Origin of the sequence: Massilia sp. DWR3-1-1 (assembly GCF_049898325.1) — a bacterium.
Taxonomy (GTDB): Bacteria; Pseudomonadota; Gammaproteobacteria; order Burkholderiales; family Burkholderiaceae_D; genus JAFCUW01.
Genome location: NZ_JAFCXL010000002.1, coordinates 1 through 17,687, shown reverse-complemented (window position 1 = coordinate 17,687; position 17,687 = coordinate 1). Strand labels below are relative to the sequence as shown.

Here is a 17,687-nt window from a genome sequence, read left to right as displayed (position 1 = left end):
GCACGGCGGCTACTCGACGCGCACGGCGATTTTCTGCAAGCCGAAGGAAAAACTGCTGGCACTGGGATTGTCGACGAACACGCACTGCTTACCGGTGCGCTTGCAGTGGTTTTTCACGCGCCAGTAGGCGCTGTGGCTGATGCAGCCGGTCTGGCAAATGACCAGGTCGGCGGCGGCCAGGCTGGCGTCGAGCATGGCCGCGCTGTCTTCCAGCCCGCCGTCGTGGTGGGCGAAACTGGCGCCGGTCTGCTCCGTCATGCCGCGGTAACTGGCCACGCTGCGGTGGCGCCCGCCCACGCACAGCACGGTCTTGTCGTCGAGCCGCACGGGCGGCGCCACCACCTGCGCGTCGCCTTCCATGTCGTCGATGAGTTCGCCCGCGCGCGCTGCCAGCTGCTGGCGGGCGGCGGCCAGTTCGCCGCGCAATTGCGCCATGCGCGCCTGGCGCTCGCGCTCGCGCGCTTCGAGCAGGTCCAATTTGTCCTGCAGGCGCACGCGCGCGTCGAGGTCGTGCATGGCGGCGCCCTGCTCGCGCAACTGCGCGTCCAGGCGGGCGATGACGGCGTCCCTGCCCACCAGCTCGGCGCGCGCGTGCGCCAGCAGCAGCCTGGCCTGCGCCAGCTCGCCCGCCTTCTCGGCCAGCTGCTGCGCGCGGCGTTCGGCCAGGGCGAGCACCGCGTCGAGCTTGTGCGCCGGCGGCGTGCGCGGGGCGGCGCAGGCCTGGTGGTGCAGCATGTGCACCTCGCGCAGCAGCGCGTCCTGCTGTGCATGGTCGCAGGCCGGATGGGTCAGCGCCGCCCAGAAAGCGCCGGCCATGTCGTCGCCGCCCCTGGCCGCCTGCCACAACTGCTTGAGCGCCAGCGCCGTGTGGGCGCCCTTGAACTTGTGCAGCATGACGCAGTAACGCTGATCGAGGGCGTCTTCGAGCAGCACCGAGACGCGGCTGCGCGCCTTGCACTCGGCCACCGCGCCCACGTGCAGGTCGTAGTCCTCGGCCAGCGCCTTGCCGCCCAGGCCCTTGTTGACCAGCCGGCGCAACAGCGACAAGGGCAGGCACAGGCCAATCACGGGGCAATGGGCATTGGCGGGCAGCTCCCACAGGTGGCGCCGCTGGGTGGGTTTCGGCTTGCTGCGCGCCTTGTCGATGTCGGCCGCGATGGCCGCCTGCTCCGACGGCGTCTGCGTCGCTGGCGATGTGCACATGGCGATCCCCTAGTGCAGGCGCGGGCCGTCGGCCACGGCGCCGCTGATGGCGCCGCCCTCGGCGCCGCGGGCGTCATGGCGCGCCTGCTCGAGCGTCGCGTCGCCGTGCGCCAGCAACTGGGCGACGGCGCGAAACGAGGCCGGCGTAAAGCGCAGGGTCAGGCAGTCGAGTTCGACATGGACCACATTGCATTCGCAGCAAACGGTGATGCGGCCGGCGCCATTTCTGGCCACGCCCACGTGTTGACAATGCTGCCCGTCCCGGTCTTCCATCCAGCCCTCCCGTGTCATTGAACCAGCGCGGCGCTGGATGAAACGAGTATAGCGAACGATTCAGGATAAGTAAACGAGAATCATTCGCATTGATGGCCGTAAACCGATCAGCTGTCCAGGTGCGAGATCAGCAGCCGGCTCTGCTCGGCCTGGCCCTCCTCGGGCGCCCCCAGCGAGATACCGACCGACATGATGTCGATCAGCAGCAACTGCAGGATGCGCGAAATCATCGACAGGAAGGTGGTGCTGTCCTCGCTGTGGTCGACCGCCAGGCAGATGCTGGCCTTTTTCGCCAGCGCCGATTTGCTGCTGGTGATGGCGATGACGTCGGCGCCGGCGGCGCGCGCCGTGTCGACCGCCGCCAGCAGCTCGGGCAGTTGGCCCGAGGTCGAAATGGCGATGACGACGTCGCCCGGCTTGAGCAGGTCGGCGGCCAGTTGAAACAGGTGCGAGTCGCCGTAGGCGGCGGTGGGAATGCGGAAGCGGAAAAATTTGTGCTGGCCGTCCAGCGCGACGACGCGCGCATTGCCCATCGCGTAAAACTCGACGCGCTTGGCCTTGCGCAGCAGCCCGATGGCGCGGTCGATCGACAGCACGTCGAGCTGGTCGCGAAATTTCAGGATGGCGGAAACGGTATTATCGATCACCTTGGCCGACAGGTCGTGGGTGCTGTCGGACACCCGCACCTGGCTGTGGCGCACGGGGATGGTGCCGGTCAGGCTGCTGGCGAACTTGAGCTTGAAGTCGGCCAGGCCCAGAAAGCCCAGCGAGCGGCAGAAGCGGATCACGGTGGGCTGGCTGACCTCGGCCAGCCGGGCGATTTCGGCGATCGGCTCGCCCAGCACCTTGCGCGGATGCTCGATCACCAAGGTCGCCACGCGCTGTTCGGCGGGCGACAGTTCGTGCTGCAGGTGCTGCACGCGCTCCATCAGGGTGTTGGCGCCGCTGCGGCCGCGCAGGTGCTCGGAGAGGATCGTGGCGACGCCGTAGAAGGCCGGGTTGGGCGTCATGATGACGTAGGTGGGGATCTGCGCCAGGTAATCGGTGAAGCGCCCCTTGGCCTCGAAGCGGGCCCGGAACGGCGAACTGGCGAACCACTCGGCCATGCGCGGGACGATGCCGCCGCCGATAAAAATGCCGCCGAAGGCGCCCAGCGTCACGGCCAGGTTGGCGGCGGCGCCGCCCAGCATGCCGCAGAAGCACTCGAGCGTTTCCAGGCACAGCGCGTCATGCTGCTCGAGCGCGCCGCTGATGATCTCGGGCGAGGTGCGCGGCGCCGCCGCCACGCCATTGCGCTCGGCCAGCGCCCGGTAAATGATTTCCATGCCGGGACCGGAGATCAGGCGCTCGTTCGACACGTGCGGCCACTCCTTCCAGGCAAATTGAAGGATCGCGAACTCGCGCTCGTCGGCCGGGGCGAAGTTGACGTGGCCGCCTTCGCTGCCCAGCGTGACGAAGCCGTCGAGCGTGGGAATCACGCCCGACACGCCCAGGCCCGTGCCCGGCCCCAGCACGCCGACGACGGCGTTGGCGGCCGGCGCGCCCGTTCCCACCTGCAGCAGGCTGTCGCCCGACAGCACCGGCAGTGACATCGCCAGCGCCGTGAAGTCGTTGACGATCAGGAGGGTCGACAGGCCCAGTTCGCGGCGCACCTCGTCGGTGGAAAACTGCCAGTCGCGGTTGGTCATGCGAATCAGGTCGCCGCTGATGGGATTGGCCAGCGCGAAGGCGGCGTGATGGATGCGCGTGCCGGCATGGTCGGCCAGGTAGGAATGGAGCAGCGGCACGATGCCCGAATAATCGTCGCACATGAGCACGCGCACGGCGCGCAGCACGCCGGGCGCCGTCTCGAGCGCAAAGCGGGCGTGGGTGGCGCCGATATCGGCCAGCAGGCGGGGGCCGTCGGCGTAGGCGGTGCGGCTGTACTTCTGTTCGGCGTCGATAGGTTTGCTCATCAGTGGTGGGGCGGTTGCGGGGTCGGCGTAGCATACCCCATTGCATCTATTACATCAAAATGGGTTTATTCGGAAATCAGGGCGATGGCCGACGCGGTGGGGAACGCCACCACGCCATTGGCGACGATGGCGCTGGTGCCCGAATAGGCGTCGCGCAGCCGCTGGCCGTCCTTGAACACGCCCCGCACGGGAATGGCCGTGCGCTGGTCCGGCGGCAGGCCCAGCGCCACCACCACGGTGTCGCGCAGCCCCGCCTTGTCGTAGCTGCGCTTGAAGACGTAGGGTGAGGCCTGCAGCATCTGGTGCTGGCCGGCGCCGATGGCCACGTGGGCCTGGCGAAAGCGCCCCAGCGTGGCCCAGTGCCGGCGCACGTCGGCCACGCCGACCGCGCCGCGCGCGTCGTTGCGGGCCAGTTCGTCCCAGTTCATGAAGCTGCGCAGCCTGGCGTCGCCGCTGGCGGCGGCAATGTCGAGCCGGCGCGCGCTTTCGTCGCCATAGTAAATCTGGGCGGCGCCGGGGGTGAGCAAGAGGCGGGTGCCGGCATCGATGGCGCGCACGCGGGCGGCGTCGAAGGGCTCGCCGTCGTCGTGCGAGCTGAGGTAGTTGAGCACCGACACGCCCGCCAGCGGGCCGCCCAGCGCCTGCGCATAACTGGCGAACAGCGGTTCCAGATCCTGCTGCGCGTCCTGCTTCATGCCGAAGTTGATCATGCTGTGGAAGCCCTGCCCGTAGTAATCGACGAGGGTGCCGCCGCCCAGGTCGAAGCTGCGGCCATGGCCGATCGTGTAGTTGTACACTTCGGCCGTGCTGAAGAACGGCGTGTCGTCGATGCGCTTGGCCGGATTGGCCTTCTTCCAGTCCTCGAAGGCGGCGCTGGCGACCCGGTTCAGGTCGGCCCAGACATCGGGCTCGGTGTGCTTGACGGTGTCGGCGCGCAGGCCGTCGAACCCGTATTTTCGGATCCAGTCGGCGTGCCACTTGACCAGGTAATAGCGCGGCGTGCGCGGGTAGCCGGTGCGCTTGAAAAACGCGTCCAGCTGCGCCGTCTCTTGGTCATAGCGCCCTTCCCGCTTCCACTTCGCCACCAGCGCCGGCGGCAACTTGACGGCCTGCTTGCTGCCCGTGCGGATGTCGGGCAGATTGCTCACCAGGGTGCAGTCGATGGTGCTGGCGGCATCCTTGTAAGTGCACGTGGGGCTGGTACGCACCCAGTCGGCGGGCCACACGGGGTCCTCGGCGGTGACGGGGCCGGTGTGGTTCATCACCACGTCGAGGATCACGCGGATGCCGCGCGCGTGCGCGCTGTCGACCAGTTGGTGCAGCGCCGCTTCGCTGCCCAGGCTGGCGTCGATGCTGGTGAAGTCGCGCGCCCAGTAGCCGTGAAAACCGTAGGACTTGCCGCTGCCCTCGTCGGTGGCGCCGTGGATCTGTTCGACGGGGGGCGAGATCCAGATGGCGTCCACGCCCAGGTCAGTAAAATACCCCGCGCGGATTTTCGCCGTGATGCCGGCAAAATCGCCGCCCATGTAGCCGCGCAGGGGCGCCGCGTCGTCCTTGCGGCCGTAGGCGTGGTCGTTGGACGGGTCGCCGTTGTTGAAGCGGTCGGTCAGCACGAAATACACGGTCGCGTTGTCCCATGAAAAAGGCCTGGCGGGGGCCGCGGCAAGGGGCAGCGCGGTGGCAAAACCCAGCAGTGAGAGGACAAGTGCGTGTAGTTTCATGCGTGATCCGGTAAAGTAAATAATCAGGTGATGACGGTGGGCGTGCTGCGCCCCGTGCGCGATTGCAGTTGCGAGAGCTGCTCGGCGATCGCCGCCAGCGGCGCCAGCGCCTGCTGCGGATCGCGCTCGTGGCGGGCCGGGTCGGCTTCGTATTGTTCCAGGTACAGGCGCACCGTCGCCCCCTCGGTGCCGGTGCCGGACAGGCGGAACACGATGCGCGAGCCGTCCGTCATGACGATGCGGATGCCCTGGCCGGTGGCGAGCGCATGATCGACCGGATCGGTGTACGCAAAATCGTCGGCCAGCGCGACGGTGAAGGAGCCCAGTTGCGTGCCGGCCAGCGTGGCCACCCGTTCGCGCAACTGCGCCATCATTGCCTCGGCCGGCGCCACCTCGACCGCCTCGTAGTCGTGGCGCGAATAATAGTTACGGCCAAAGCGCGCCCAGTGTTCGCGCACGATGGTGTCGACGGGCTTGTTGGTCGCCGCCAGCAGGTTGAGCCAGAACAGGATCGCCCAGATGCCGTCCTTCTCGCGGATGTGGTTCGAGCCGGTGCCGTAGCTCTCTTCGCCGCACAGGGTGGCCATGCCGGCATCTAACAGGTTGCCGAAGTACTTCCAGCCGGTGGGGGTTTCGTAGCTGGGGATGCCGAGCGCGCGGGCGACGCGGTCGGCGGCGGTCGAGGTCGGCATTGAGCGGGCGATGCCGCGCAAACCGTCCCGGTAGCCGGGGGCGATGGTGGCGTTGGCGGCCAGGATGGCCAGGCTGTCCGAGGGCGTCACCGCCAGGGCGCGGCCGACGATCATGTTGCGGTCGGCGTCGCCGTCGGAGGCGGCGCCGAAGTCGGGCGCGTCGGCGCCGAACATGATGTCGATCAGTTCGGCGGCGCTGACGGGGTTCGGGTCTGGATGGTGGCCGCCGAAATCCTCCAGCGGCGTGCCGTTGATGACGGTGCCGGCGGGTGCGCCCAGCATTGACTCGAAGATGGCGTGGGCGTACGGCCCGCCGACGGCGTGCATGCCGTCGTAGCGCATGGTAAAACCGCTGGCGAACAGGCGGGCGATGGCGGGGAAGTCGAACAATTCGCCCATCAGCGCGGCGTAGTCGGCCACCGAGTCGATCACCTCGACCTGCATGCCGTCGAACTGCGTGCTGCCGATGGCGTCGAGCGCTGGCGCGGCGGCGTCGCTGATGCGGTACTGTGCCAGCGTGCCGGTGGCCGCATACACGGCGTCGGTGAATTTTTCCGGCGCCGGGCCGCCATTGTCGCCGTTGTACTTGATGCCGAAGTCGCCGTCCGGGCCGCCCGGGTTGTGGCTGGCCGACAGGATCAGGCCACCGAAGGCGCCGTGCTTGCGGATCACGCAGCTCACGGCCGGCGTCGACAGGATGCCGTTCTGCCCCACCAGCACGCGGGCAAAGCCGTGCGCGGCGGCCATGCGCACGATGATGCCGGTGGCCGTGCGGTTGAAATAGCGGCCGTCGCCGCCCACTACCAGGGTCTTGCCGCGGCAGTCGCCCAGCGTATTAAAAATCGCTTCGACGAAGTTTTCCAGGTAGCCCGGCTGCAGGAATTCGGTGACTTTTTTACGCAGGCCGGAGGTGCCGGGGCGCTGGCCGGCGAAGGGAACGGTGGCGACGGTGAGGATGGACATCGGGGGTCTCGCTGTGAATGAGTTGTCGTAAGTTCAATACGCTATCACACGCGGGCGCGTCGAGGTGTTCCGCTGTGCCCTTCCCCTCACGCGGCCGGGTCGGCGCGGTCCGTCACGAACAAGGTCAAGCCGCCCGCGATGGCCATGCAGGCGCCGCCCAGCACCAGCGTCTTGACGCTGTGGCCGCCGAAGGCGTGGGTGGTCATCCAGCCCAGCAGCAGGCTCGACAGAATCTGCGGGATGACGACGAAAATATTAAACAGCCCCATGAAATAGCCCATGCGCGCCGGCGGCAGCGCGCCTGCCAGGATCGCGTAGGGCATGGTCAGGATGCTGGCCCAGGCGATGCCCACGCCCACCATCGGCACGAGCAGCATGGTCTTGGTGGTGATGAAAAACAGGCTGGCCAGGCTGGCGCCGCCGATGACGAGGCAGACCGCGTGCACCGCCTTGCGGCTGGTCCATCTGGCCAGCACGGGCAAGATGAAGGCGGCCAGCGCCGAGACACCGTTGTAGACGCCGAACATGACGCCGACCCAGTTACCGGCCGCCTGGTAAGCAGGCGACTGCGGGTCGCTGCTGCCGAAGACGGTATCGGCGATCGAGGTGCCCGTGTAAATCCACATGGCGAACAGGGCGATCCAGGTAAAGAACTGCACCAGCGCCAGTTGCAGCATGGTCTTGGGCATCTGCAGCAGGCCGCCGAAAATGCCGCGCACGGCGCCGCCGAAACTGCGGTTGCGCTGGCGCTGGGCGCGGAAGACGGCCAGGTCGGCGGGCGGCGTTTCGCGCGCCGTCAGCACCGTCCACAGCACGGCGAGGAAGAACACGGCGCCGCCCACATAAAAGGAAAAGCGCACGGTGTCGGGGATCATGCCGTTGACGGGCACGTTCGAGACGCCGAAGCCGTCCGAGAAAATGGTCGGCAGCAGCGAGGCGATGACGGCGCCGCAGCCGATAAAAAAGGTCTGCATGGCGTAGCCGGCGGTCTGCTGGGCCGGATCGAGCTTGTCACCGACGAAGGCGCGGAACGGCTCCATCGACACGTTGATCGCCGCGTCCATCAGCCACAGCACCGCCACCGCCATCCACAGCACCGGCGAATTGGGCATCAGGACCAGGGCAATCGAGGCGGCGACGGCGCCGGCGAAGAAGAACGGCCGGCGCCGGCCCCAGGTGGGGTGCCAGCTGTTGTCGCTCAGGTAGCCGATGATGGGCTGGACCAGCAGGCCGGTGACGGGAGCGGCCAGCCAGAACAGGGCCAGGTCGTCGGGCTGGGCGCCCAGCGTGGAGAAAATCCGGCTGGTATTGGCGTTTTGCAGCGCGAAGCCGAACTGGATGCCGAAAAAGCCGAAGCTCATGTTCCACAGCTGCCAGAATGTCAGGCGCGGCTTGCGAGCAAGGGGGGAAAGAACGGCGTGCTGGTCCATCGGGTCTCCGGGAGTGTTCCAGCCGGACTTGGCGCCGGCCTGGCGGCCTTGTGCGCTGCCGCCGCGAACGCGCGAGCAGGCAGGATGGGCCAATATTTGTAGGAAAGTAACATGGGCTTTTCTGAGTGTCAATCTAAACCGTTCCATAGTAGAATCGCCGGCACTGCTGCAAAGACAGCAATACTTTTGTAGTCAAAGAACAGACACACCCTTCTTTCTGGAGACACCATGCTGGACATGCAACGGCGCCTGACGCCGGCCTTCAACGCCATCATCAGCCTGCCGTCGACGGCGATGGGCTTCGCCCTGTGCATCCAGATCTCGGCGCTGAGCTGGCTGCTCTCGACCAAGTACCACCTCGACATCCACGAAATCGGCATCGTCTGGGCGGCCGGTCCGCTGGCCGGCATCCTCGGCCAGGTCATTATCGGCCTGATCAGCGACAAGGTGTGGTTCTGGGGGGGCCGCCGCCGCCCCTTCATCGTGGTCGGCGGCGTGCTGGCGGCGCTGATGGTGTTTCTGCTGCCCCGCATCGACCAGGTGGCCAGCCTGCTCGGCATCGGCAACCTGCTGGTGGTGGCGGTGATCGTCGCCCTCACGCTGGACCTGTCGATCAATATCGGCTTCAATCCCACCCGCGCCCTCATTGCCGACGTCACCCCCGAGGGCGACGCCCGCACCCGCGGCTTTACCTGGATGCAGACCATCTCCGGTTTTTTTGGCGTGCTGGCCTACCTGATCGGCGCCTTCATCGACAACTACGCGCTGATCTCGATCGGCGTGGTGGTGGTGCTGGCGTTCTCGGTGCTGCCGATGTGGTTCGTGACGGAGCCGCGCGCGCTGCGTATCGAGAACCAGGGTGAGGCCATCGTCGCCACGCCCACCGAATGGGGCCAGCTGTGGCGCATCTATTTTGCCCATGGCTTCGCCTGGCTGGGGGTGCAGTCGATGTTCGTCTACATCATCGCGTTTATCCAGCAGCACATCGTCGTGCGCGATGTCGCCCCGGCCAGCATCGCCGCCCAGTCGGGCCACGTGATCGCCATCTCGTTCGCCGTCATGAACGTGGTGGGCTTCGTGCTGCCGGCGCTGGTGCTGGCGCCCGTCGCCCGCCGCATCGGCCGCGTGCGCACCCAGGTCGCCTGCATGGCCATCATGGCCGCCGCCTACTTCGCCATCGCCACCATGGCCACCACGCCGCACCGCCTGTACGCGCTGATGGCGCTGGTGGGCATCGGCTGGAGCGCCGTGGTCAGCCTGCCGTTCGCCATCATGAGCGAAAAGGTCGACAAGCGCCGCATGGGCTTTTTCATGGGGATGTTTAATTTGTCGGTGGTGCTGCCGCAACTGCTGTCGACGGGCGTGGGCTACGTCATGAGGGACGCCGCCGACACCAACGTACTGTTCTATATCTGCGGCGCCTGCCTGGCTGTCTCGGCGCTGTTGTGGTGCCTGGTCAAAGAGAACAAGGCGGTGCTGGCGGACGCCGCGCCAGCCAGGCTGGCGCCGGCCCATTGAACCATCCCCGCGGCCGCTGCCGCAGCAGTGCGCCCGCCGCGCCAAGGCAATGGCAAAATAGACCCTGGTAAATAGTTCACCTTTACGCAGGGAGGTCTTTGCAGACATCGACCACCATCGTCCTTGATACGATGTTACTGGACCATTTGCCAGCCGGCGTGGTGGTGCACGACAAGGATTCGGCCATCGTGGCGGCCAACCTGGCTGCCCAGCGTTTGCTGGGCCGTGGCGCCGCCGAGCTGCGCGGCAAAGTGACGCGCGACCCCGTGTGGCACTTCATCCACCCCGACGGCACGCCGATGGCGGTGGACGAATTTCCCGCCGCCCGCACCCTGCGCGAGCGCAGCGCCGTCACCGACCTGGTGCTGGGCGTACGCCAGGGCGGGGCCATCCGCTGGCTCATCTGCAACGCCTATCCCGTGTTCGACGCCCACGGCGCCTTGCACTCGGCGGTGGTGTGTTTTACCGACTGCACGGCGCTGAAAACCGCCGAGCAGGCCCTGCAACGGTCCGAACAGCGCCTGCAACTGGTGCTGCGCGGCTCCGACGAGGCCAGCTGGGACTGGGACCTGGTGACACAGCAGCTGTATTACTCGCCGCGCTGGTGGGACATGCTGGGCTACCCCGCCGACGCGCTGCCGGCCAGCCCCCAGTTGTGGTCCTCGCTGGTGCACGCGGGCGACCGCGACCGGGTCGACAGTTTTCTCAAAAACATCCTGACCAGTGGTGAATCAAGCTACGCCATCGAATTTTCGATGCGCCATCGCCAGGGCCATTACGTGCCAGTGCTAAGCAAGGGCTTCATCGTGCGTGACGGCGCCGGCGCCGCCACCCGGGTCGCCGGCACCAATACCGACCTGACCGAGCGCAAGGACCTCGAGCGGCGCCTGACCGCCTCGGCCAACCACGACTACCTGACGGGACTGCCCAACCGCCGCTTCCTGCAGGACCGGCTGGCGCTGGCGCTGGCCGCCGGCGCGCGCACGGGGCACTGCGGCAGCCTGTTGGTGATCGATCTCGATTACTTCAAAACCCTCAACGACACCGAGGGTCACGACGTGGGCGACCTGCTGCTCCAGCAAGTGGCGCAGCGCCTGCGCGCCAGCGTCGGCGCCAGCGCCTTCGTCGGCCGCCTGGGCGGCGACGAATTCATCGTCATCCTCGACGCCGCCTGGTCCTGCCTGGAGGAGGCGCGCGCCGAGGCGGCCCGCGTGTGTGCCAGCCTGACGGCGGTGCTGAGCGCCCCCTACCGGCTCGACCGCTATAGCCACAGCATCACGCCCAGCATGGGGGTGACGCTGTTCGACGGCGCGGCCGGGTCCTCGCCCGACAGCCTGTTCAAGCAAGCCGATATCGCCCTGTACGAAGCGAAGGCGGCCGGGCGCAACACCGTGCGGTTTTTCGACCAGTCGATGCAGCAGGCTGTCGAGCGGCGCGCCGAACTGACCACGCAGCTCGGTACGGCGATCGAGGCGGCGCAGTTCGAGCTGTACTTTCAAGCCCAGTTCGACCTGCAGCGCCACGTGGTGGGCGCCGAAGCGCTGCTGCGCTGGCACCATCCGCGCGGCGCCCTGGTGAGCCCCGGCGCGTTTATCGAGGTGGCCGAAGCGACCGGCCTGATCGTGCCGATCGGCGACTGGGTGCTGCGCCAGGCCAGCGCGTGCCTGGCGCAGTGGGCGCGCGATCCCCGGCTGTCGCTGCTGACACTGTCGATCAACGTCAGCGCGCACCAGTTGCGCCAGCCGGACTTCGCCCGCCACGCGCTGGCGCTGCTGGCCGAAGCGGGCGCCGACCCGCGCCGGCTGGTGCTGGAGCTGACCGAAAGCGCGCTGGTGGACAACGTGGAACAGACCCTGCAGACCATGCTTGCGCTGCAGCGGGGCGGCTTGCACTTCGCCATCGACGACTTCGGCATCGGCTTTTCCTCGCTCAGCTACATCCACCGCTTTCCCCTGGTCAGCCTGAAAATCGACCAGTCCTTCGTGCGCGATTGCGACAGCGACCCGAAATCGGCCGCCATCGTCGAAATCATCATCGCCTTCGCCCGCAAGCTCGGTCTGCAAAGCACCGCCGAGGGCGTGGAAACGGAATCGCAACTGGCCGTGCTGCACGCGGCCGGCTGCACCGCGCTGCAGGGCTATCTGCTGGCGCGGCCGATGCCGCTGGCGCAGTTCGAGCAGTTGGTGGCCGCCGACGCCTAGCAGCCTGTCGGACTCAGGATCGCCTTACCTGCATGGATCGCAAGGTTCTCATGCAAGGGGAAATCGTTCGATGCTCAGCTATCGCGCCGGGGCACGATCTCCACCCGGTAGTCCCGCACACCGGCATGCAGGCACACGTCCCAGTCCATGGCGGCGGCAATGCGCAGCAGCAGATTCTGGCCGTGCAGGAAGCCTTGCATCGCGCCGCCCGCGCAGGGATCCACGCTGTTCTTCACGGTCAGCCGCCCTTGCGCAAACGTCAGTTCCAGCCTGGAGGCTGGCCCGCCATGAAACAGTGCATTGCCGAGGCAATTATTCATGAGCAGGGTCGATAGATGGCGGTTGCCGGTCACCTGCAGGCGATCCGGCAGATCGAGCAGCAGGCGTTCGCCGGTCCAGTCGTCATCGACCAGGCGCAACAGGCATTCCTCGATACATCCGCGCAGGTCGAACGTTTGGTCCGCGATATGCTCGGCGCGCGCCAGGGCGAACAGCACGCCGACGGTATCGGCCATGGCATCGACGCCGGCACGCAGCTGCGCCACGTCGCGTTCGCCAGGCGGCTGGACGCCCAACTGGACGAAGGTATTCTTCATCACCGTCAGCGGTGTACGCAGCTCGTGGCTGACATCGCGCGTAAATGCCTGTTCGCGTGCCAGGGCGGCGTGCAGTTCCGCGATCGTGCTACCGAGTCGGTCTGCGAGGTAGCCGATTTCATCGCGGCGCCGGCGGGCGCCCAGTTCGATTGGCGCTCCCGGCCGGATGTCGCGTACCTCGCTCGCCAATCGCTGCAGGGGCGCGACCAGGCGCCTGGAAAGCAGGTAGGCCAGCAACAAGGCCAGGCCAATCAGGCCAAGCGCCACGGCGGCCAGCACGCCCCCGACTTCGCGCACGAGTTTCGACACCACCAGCAGTGGCGTGACATCGGCCACCAGGTAGAGGCTTTGCGTGCCAGAACCCGCTGCCAGGACGATGGTGCGCAGATGGTAGTGGCGGCCGGTATCGGTGAAGATCTCCGCACGCCGGCGACCAGAGCGCACCGCCTCGCGCACCGGGAGAGGCAGCGCCGCCACGCTGGCATACGCGCGGATCATCTCGTTCGATGGCTGGCCGGCCGTGCCGTGCTGGCGCGCGTGCGCAATGACCGTGTCGGCCTCGCGCTGCAGGAGGCGGTCGATCAGCATGTCTTCGGTCACATACGCGATGACCAGGATCAGCCCCGTGTAGCACACGCAGATCAATACGGTAAAGCCGGCCAGTGCGGCAAACAGGCCATGGCGAATCGACCTAAACATGGTCGGCCGCTGGCGCCATGAGTCGATAGCCCAGCTGGGGGATGGTGGCGATCATGTTCAAGCCGCCCGCCAGGTCGAGCTGCCTGCGCAGCGCATAGATATGCGATTTGAGGGCGTCGCTGTCAGGCGGTTGCGCCCCCCAAAGCTCGTGCATCAGGGCCGAGCGGGAGAGCGCATGCGGGTAGGCGGAAGCCAGCAACACCAGGATCCTGAAGCCCGTCTGCGTCAGCGCCAGTGGCAGCTCGCCGTACAGGGCGCGCCTTTCCCGCGGCAAGAGCGTGAGATCACCGACGCGTATCGTCGCGCTGACATGGCGTTGTCGGCGCCTGGCCAGCGCTTCGCAGCGCAGGGCCAGTTCGCGCAAATCGAAAGGCTTGGTCAGGTAGTCGTCCGCGCCGCCATGAAAGCCGCGTGCCTTGTCCTCGAAGGCGTCGCGCGCCGTGAGCATCAGGATCGCTACGTTGCAGTGCGCGCTTTGCTTGATCGCGCGGCAAACCTCCACGCCGTCGATGTCGGGCAGGTTCAGGTCGAGCAGGACGACGTCGTAGTGCTCGCGCGTGGCCAGATCGATGGCGAGGCGGCCGGTGGCGGCGTGATCGGTGTGCCAGCGCAGACCGTCCAGAAAATCGACGATCTGGCGCGCGATGGTCGGGTGGTCTTCCACCACCAGGATGCTCAAGGCGCTACGGTTCATGGTTCCCATGCCAGGACGGACAGACAGCTTCGGCTGCGGCTGCAAAAAAGGCGGTTCGACTGGCCGCAGGGCTGCTCGCACGGAGCAATGCGCGCCAGTATAGCCCGCGTCGGCGTGGCGCTGGTACTCATACCCACAGGCGCAGCGGCAGCAGGCCCCAGCATGCGAGCAGCACGCTCAACTGCAGAACCGCCAGCATCGCGATCGCGTCCGCGCGCGCACTGTGGCGCCGCCGCAGCACGCCCCCCAGCCCGGCGAGCATCGTCGCAGGCAGCGCCGCGGTAACGACAGCGAGCAGCGCGCTGGCAGCGGTGAGCTCTCCCAGCTGCAGGAAGGACTGCTGATAGAACAAGGGAAGCGGCAGCAGCAGGGCCAGCACGCCGACGAAGGGCGCCAACAGGGGATCGCGCCACGCCATGCGGCGCCTGGCAAGCCGCAGGAGCGGCGTGACGATAATATAGGCAAGCCCGAGCACGCCGGCGCTTGTGCTGAACCACAGCAAGGGCAGATACCACGGCGGCACCTGCTCGTAGCTCTGGGTCCCGGTGCTCATGACTGCCGGTCCTGCCGGTGCGATCATGAAGGCGTGCGATGCCTGCTGCTTGTCAGGCGCACGAAACAGCCCGCCTTCCACGTGCTGCAGCGTGAGCGCGGCGGACTGCGGTGACACGAGCGTGAGCGACTGCCTGTCGCTGCTGACGTGAACCGGGTTGAACACCGTATCGATGAAGCGGAAGGTGTGGAAACGATTCGGCGTGGCCACATACCAGCCGTCCCGTGCGCCGTTCGCGAAGCGCGGCGCAGCAAGCGGCGGCGTGCGCGGCGCGGCGGGCATGAGCGCGCGGATCAGCATGGCGTCGAATTTCGCGTAGTCGGCGACTTCGCTATCGGAATTGATGGCGATAAAGAATGCCTGCTGTGTATCCGGAAACAGGCACAGCATGGCGCGGAAGCCGACCGTACTGCCACCGTGGCACTTGGCCAGGACACCGTGCCGATCGACGCGGCGCAAGCCCAGGCCAAAGCCCGCGCGCAAGCCCGCGCGGGCCGCTTCGGTAGTAAGCGGCTCGCCCATCTGCCGCAGCAGCGCCGCATCGATAAACGGTTGACCCGCAAGCCGGCCATCGCTCATCAGGAAACGCGCGAGGCGGCCCATGTCGGCGGCGGTGGTGGTGAACTGGCCGGCTGGCCGTACGTAAGTAGGCACCGCCGCATGCGCGACGCCATGCTCGAAGTGCCCCATGGCCAGGCGCGGCTCACGCTCCTGCGTATGGAAGGCAAAGCTGCTGTCGTGCATTCCCAGTGGCGCAAGCAGTACAAGGTCCAGATAGGACTCGTAGGCCTGGCCGGCGACGGCCTCGACGACCATGCCGAGCAGCGTGTAGCCCAGGTTCGAGTACGAGCAGCGCGTGCCGGGACGCTGCCGCACACGCAGCAAACCCGTGTCGGGCGGGAAGGCCGCGGCGAGTGGCGTATCGGCGGCGGCGCGCATGCTGAACACGTGCCACAGACGCGCGTCGTCCAGCCCGGCCGTATGATCGAGCAAGTGGCGCACGCGCACCGGGTCGCTCGCTTCCCAGGGATTGTCGAACCGTATGCCAGGCAGCAGTTGCGCGACCGGTGCATCGAGGGACAGGCGGCCTTCGCTGACCAGGCGCAGGATGCCGACGGCGAGCACCGTCTTGGCAATGGAACCGACCTGCACCGCCTGAGTGACAGCCATCGGTGCGCCGGTCCGTGCGTTGCTGACGCCAGCAGCACCTTGCCGGTCCAGCGTCGTCCAGACCGCGCCCTGCAGTCCCTGCTCACGCAAGAGCCTGGCGACTTCCGCACCAACATCCGGCGCTGCCTGTAGCGGGCTGGCGATGACTGACAGGCTCAGAAGCAGTCCCAGTGACGCGATGATCTTGTTCAATGTGTTTGCGATGAAAAGGTGGACCAGGGCGCAGGATAGGATGGCGACGGTGAAACCGGCGTGAAATTTTGGCGCCAGATGGAGATGGCTGTCCGCACCGTGTCCAGGCTGTGTAAAAACGCGAACTGGGGCGAACCAGCACCGCGCTACCGACATCTTCTCCCGCTAGCGGGGCTTGCAAAACACGGCCGAAACGTGAAAGATTGCATGAATAGTAACATTCTCGTACACTGGGCCATGCAGCGGCCGTGATCGGCAAAAAGCGGACGCTTGGCAATCCCCGTTCGCGCAGAACGGCCCCCGTACATGATCTGACGTCGAGACTGTTTTTAGCCAGCAGCGCACAAGCACACCACCCGTTCTTTCACCAAGGCCAGCCACCCACAAGATGCGCGAATCACCTCCGGCAGAGCCGCCCAAAAAAGCGAAACTATGGTTGGGCCTCACGGTCGGATGGCTTGCGCAACTCGGCCTGAAGACGATTGTCCCGCTGCTCGTGCTGGTCGGTTTTAGCTTCCTGTCACGCCAGAGCGAGAATCCCGGACGATGGCTGGAGGCGCCTTTCGACAGCAGTCATCCGCTGTGGTACGCACTTCAATTGTCGATCGGTCTCAGTTCGTTTTGCGCTGGCGCGCTCGGCGGATTCTTGTCCGGCGGAAGGTACCGTGCGCTCGCCTTTGGACTTGCCCTATTGAGTTTGCTGACGACGTTCTTTGAACAGTTTCCGCTTCATGCATCAACAGTGACACTGTTGATCTGGACGTTTGGACCCTGCGTTGGTGTCGTCGCGGGAGTGGCGTTCAGTCGATTCGGCCAGAGATGGCGTGTGCACCGACAATGAATGCGCCTTGGAAACTCAGTGATAGACTGGTTTCAATGGGATGGACGCCCCCACCCGTATCGGCATCAGATGTTCCAAAGTGGACGTGTCGAGGAACCACTTATCGAGGGAGGCGTCCATCATGATGGTTACAACTATTGGCATCGATCTGGCAAAAAACGTATTTCAAGTTCATGGGATCGATGACCATGGCAAGGCAGTACTGAAAAGCAGATCAAACGGGATGAGATGGCAGTATTCTTCGCCAATCTGACGCCGTGTCTCATTGGTATGGAAGCATGTGGCAGCGCTCATTATTGGGCTCGTAAGCTGCAGCGCCAAGGGCACACTGTCAAGCTCATGGCGCCGCAATTCGTCAAGCCCTACGTGAAGTCCAATAAAAATGACGCGGCAGATGCGGAAGCGATTTGTGAAGCGGTAACGCGCCCGACGATGCGTTTCGTGCCGATCAAACATGTCGAGCAGCAAGCGGTGTTGGCGTTGCATAGAGCTCGGCTGGGAATGGTTCGCGCACGCACGGCACAAGCGAATCAGATCCGCGGTCTTCTAGCTGAGTTTGGCCTGGTTATTCCGCAGGGAATCACACATCTATATCAACGTGTCCCATTGCTGCTTGAGGAAGCGAAAGACGAACTACGTGGCGTTTTCCAGAATCTGGTGCAACGACTCCTGGCGCATCTGAAAGTACTTGATCGGCAAGTCGATGAGACGGAACTGCAGATCCAGTTGTGGCATCGTTGCAATCCACTGTCGCGCAAGTTGGAAAAAATCCCTGGTATCGGACCGCTCACCGCTAGTGCAATGGTCGCAGCGGTAGGCGATGCCAAGAGTTTCGACAGCGGGCGTCAGCTCGCAGCTTGGCTGGGCTTGGTGCCAAAACAGCATTCAAGCGGAGGCAAGCCGACATTGCTCGGAATTAGCAAGCGGGGAGACTGTTATCTTCGGACGTTGTTAATCCACGGCGCCAGAGCAGTGATCTACGCCCT

General features: G+C 66.0%; 12 protein-coding genes and 1 pseudogene. 4 read left to right on the top strand and 9 right to left on the bottom strand.

The window, feature by feature from the left end; genetic code table 11:
* Positions 1 to 9 precede the first annotated feature (9 nt).
* The 6 genes from ACP7EY_RS02325 to ACP7EY_RS02300 form a co-directional block, all read right to left on the bottom strand.
* Positions 10 to 1,203: a DUF2325 domain-containing protein gene (locus ACP7EY_RS02325; protein ID WP_426190072.1), complete on the bottom strand. Its 1,194-nt coding sequence runs from the start codon at positions 1,201 to 1,203 to the stop codon at positions 10 to 12.
* A gap of 9 nt (positions 1,204 to 1,212) precedes the next feature.
* Positions 1,213 to 1,476, bottom strand: coding sequence for a hypothetical protein (locus ACP7EY_RS02320; RefSeq protein ID WP_426190070.1), 264 nt, complete (start codon positions 1,474 to 1,476; stop codon positions 1,213 to 1,215).
* A gap of 107 nt (positions 1,477 to 1,583) precedes the next feature.
* Positions 1,584 to 3,431, bottom strand: a complete 1,848-nt coding sequence (locus tag ACP7EY_RS02315) for a glucokinase (protein ID WP_426190068.1) — start codon at positions 3,429 to 3,431, stop codon at positions 1,584 to 1,586.
* A gap of 65 nt (positions 3,432 to 3,496) precedes the next feature.
* A complete protein-coding gene (locus ACP7EY_RS02310) occupies positions 3,497 to 5,152 on the bottom strand; it encodes an alpha-amylase family glycosyl hydrolase (protein ID WP_426190066.1) in 1,656 nt (551 codons plus the stop codon).
* Between the two features lie 23 nt (positions 5,153 to 5,175).
* On the bottom strand, positions 5,176 to 6,807 hold the full coding sequence (locus ACP7EY_RS02305; RefSeq protein WP_426190064.1) for an alpha-D-glucose phosphate-specific phosphoglucomutase: 1,632 nt from the start codon (positions 6,805 to 6,807) through the stop codon (positions 5,176 to 5,178).
* An 86-nt stretch (positions 6,808 to 6,893) separates the two neighbouring features.
* On the bottom strand, positions 6,894 to 8,237 hold the full coding sequence (locus ACP7EY_RS02300) for an MFS transporter (RefSeq protein WP_426190062.1): 1,344 nt from the start codon (positions 8,235 to 8,237) through the stop codon (positions 6,894 to 6,896).
* A 228-nt stretch (positions 8,238 to 8,465) separates the two neighbouring features.
* Between ACP7EY_RS02300 and ACP7EY_RS02295 the strand changes: the two genes are divergently transcribed.
* On the top strand, positions 8,466 to 9,755 hold the full coding sequence (locus ACP7EY_RS02295) for an MFS transporter (RefSeq protein ID WP_426190060.1): 1,290 nt from the start codon (positions 8,466 to 8,468) through the stop codon (positions 9,753 to 9,755).
* A 98-nt stretch (positions 9,756 to 9,853) separates the two neighbouring features.
* On the top strand, positions 9,854 to 11,956 hold the full coding sequence (locus ACP7EY_RS02290) for a putative bifunctional diguanylate cyclase/phosphodiesterase (RefSeq protein ID WP_426190058.1): 2,103 nt from the start codon (positions 9,854 to 9,856) through the stop codon (positions 11,954 to 11,956).
* A 74-nt stretch (positions 11,957 to 12,030) separates the two neighbouring features.
* On the opposite strand, the gene ACP7EY_RS02285 is transcribed toward ACP7EY_RS02290, so the two are convergent.
* From ACP7EY_RS02285 to ACP7EY_RS02275, 3 genes are all read right to left on the bottom strand, one after another.
* Entirely contained in the window at positions 12,031 to 13,251 is a 1,221-nt protein-coding gene (locus ACP7EY_RS02285) for a sensor histidine kinase (RefSeq protein ID WP_426190056.1), read from the bottom strand.
* Positions 13,244 to 13,945 carry a response regulator transcription factor gene (locus ACP7EY_RS02280; protein WP_426190054.1) on the bottom strand — a complete coding sequence of 234 codons (702 nt, stop codon included), beginning with the start codon at positions 13,943 to 13,945 and terminating at the stop codon, positions 13,244 to 13,246. The genes ACP7EY_RS02285 and ACP7EY_RS02280 overlap by 8 nt, the downstream gene beginning before the upstream one ends.
* Positions 13,946 to 14,072: 127 nt before the next feature.
* Positions 14,073 to 15,860: a serine hydrolase domain-containing protein gene (locus ACP7EY_RS02275; protein WP_426190052.1), complete on the bottom strand. Its 1,788-nt coding sequence runs from the start codon at positions 15,858 to 15,860 to the stop codon at positions 14,073 to 14,075.
* Positions 15,861 to 16,248: 388 nt separating this feature from the next.
* Here ACP7EY_RS02275 and ACP7EY_RS02270 point away from each other — a divergent pair, with 388 nt between their 5' ends.
* Together ACP7EY_RS02270 and ACP7EY_RS02265 are read left to right on the top strand one after the other, a co-directional pair.
* Positions 16,249 to 16,701: a hypothetical protein gene (locus ACP7EY_RS02270; protein WP_426190050.1), complete on the top strand. Its 453-nt coding sequence runs from the start codon at positions 16,249 to 16,251 to the stop codon at positions 16,699 to 16,701.
* A 121-nt stretch (positions 16,702 to 16,822) separates the two neighbouring features.
* A pseudogene (locus tag ACP7EY_RS02265) lies at positions 16,823 to 17,687 on the top strand (IS110 family transposase); the annotation flags it as partial.

Coding starts and splice junctions, on each gene's coding strand:
- ACP7EY_RS02305 (WP_426190064.1), bottom strand. CDS start 6,807: ATGTCCATCCTCACCGTCGCCACCGTTCCCTTCGCCGGCCAGCGCCCC.
- ACP7EY_RS02300 (WP_426190062.1), bottom strand. CDS start 8,237: ATGGACCAGCACGCCGTTCTTTCCCCCCTTGCTCGCAAGCCGCGCCTG.
- ACP7EY_RS02325 (WP_426190072.1), bottom strand. CDS start 1,203: ATGTGCACATCGCCAGCGACGCAGACGCCGTCGGAGCAGGCGGCCATC.
- ACP7EY_RS02280 (WP_426190054.1), bottom strand. CDS start 13,945: ATGAACCGTAGCGCCTTGAGCATCCTGGTGGTGGAAGACCACCCGACC.
- ACP7EY_RS02295 (WP_426190060.1), top strand. CDS start 8,466: ATGCTGGACATGCAACGGCGCCTGACGCCGGCCTTCAACGCCATCATC.
- ACP7EY_RS02285 (WP_426190056.1), bottom strand. CDS start 13,251: ATGTTTAGGTCGATTCGCCATGGCCTGTTTGCCGCACTGGCCGGCTTT.
- ACP7EY_RS02315 (WP_426190068.1), bottom strand. CDS start 3,431: ATGAGCAAACCTATCGACGCCGAACAGAAGTACAGCCGCACCGCCTAC.
- ACP7EY_RS02310 (WP_426190066.1), bottom strand. CDS start 5,152: ATGAAACTACACGCACTTGTCCTCTCACTGCTGGGTTTTGCCACCGCG.
- ACP7EY_RS02320 (WP_426190070.1), bottom strand. CDS start 1,476: ATGGAAGACCGGGACGGGCAGCATTGTCAACACGTGGGCGTGGCCAGA.
- ACP7EY_RS02270 (WP_426190050.1), top strand. CDS start 16,249: ATGCGCGAATCACCTCCGGCAGAGCCGCCCAAAAAAGCGAAACTATGG.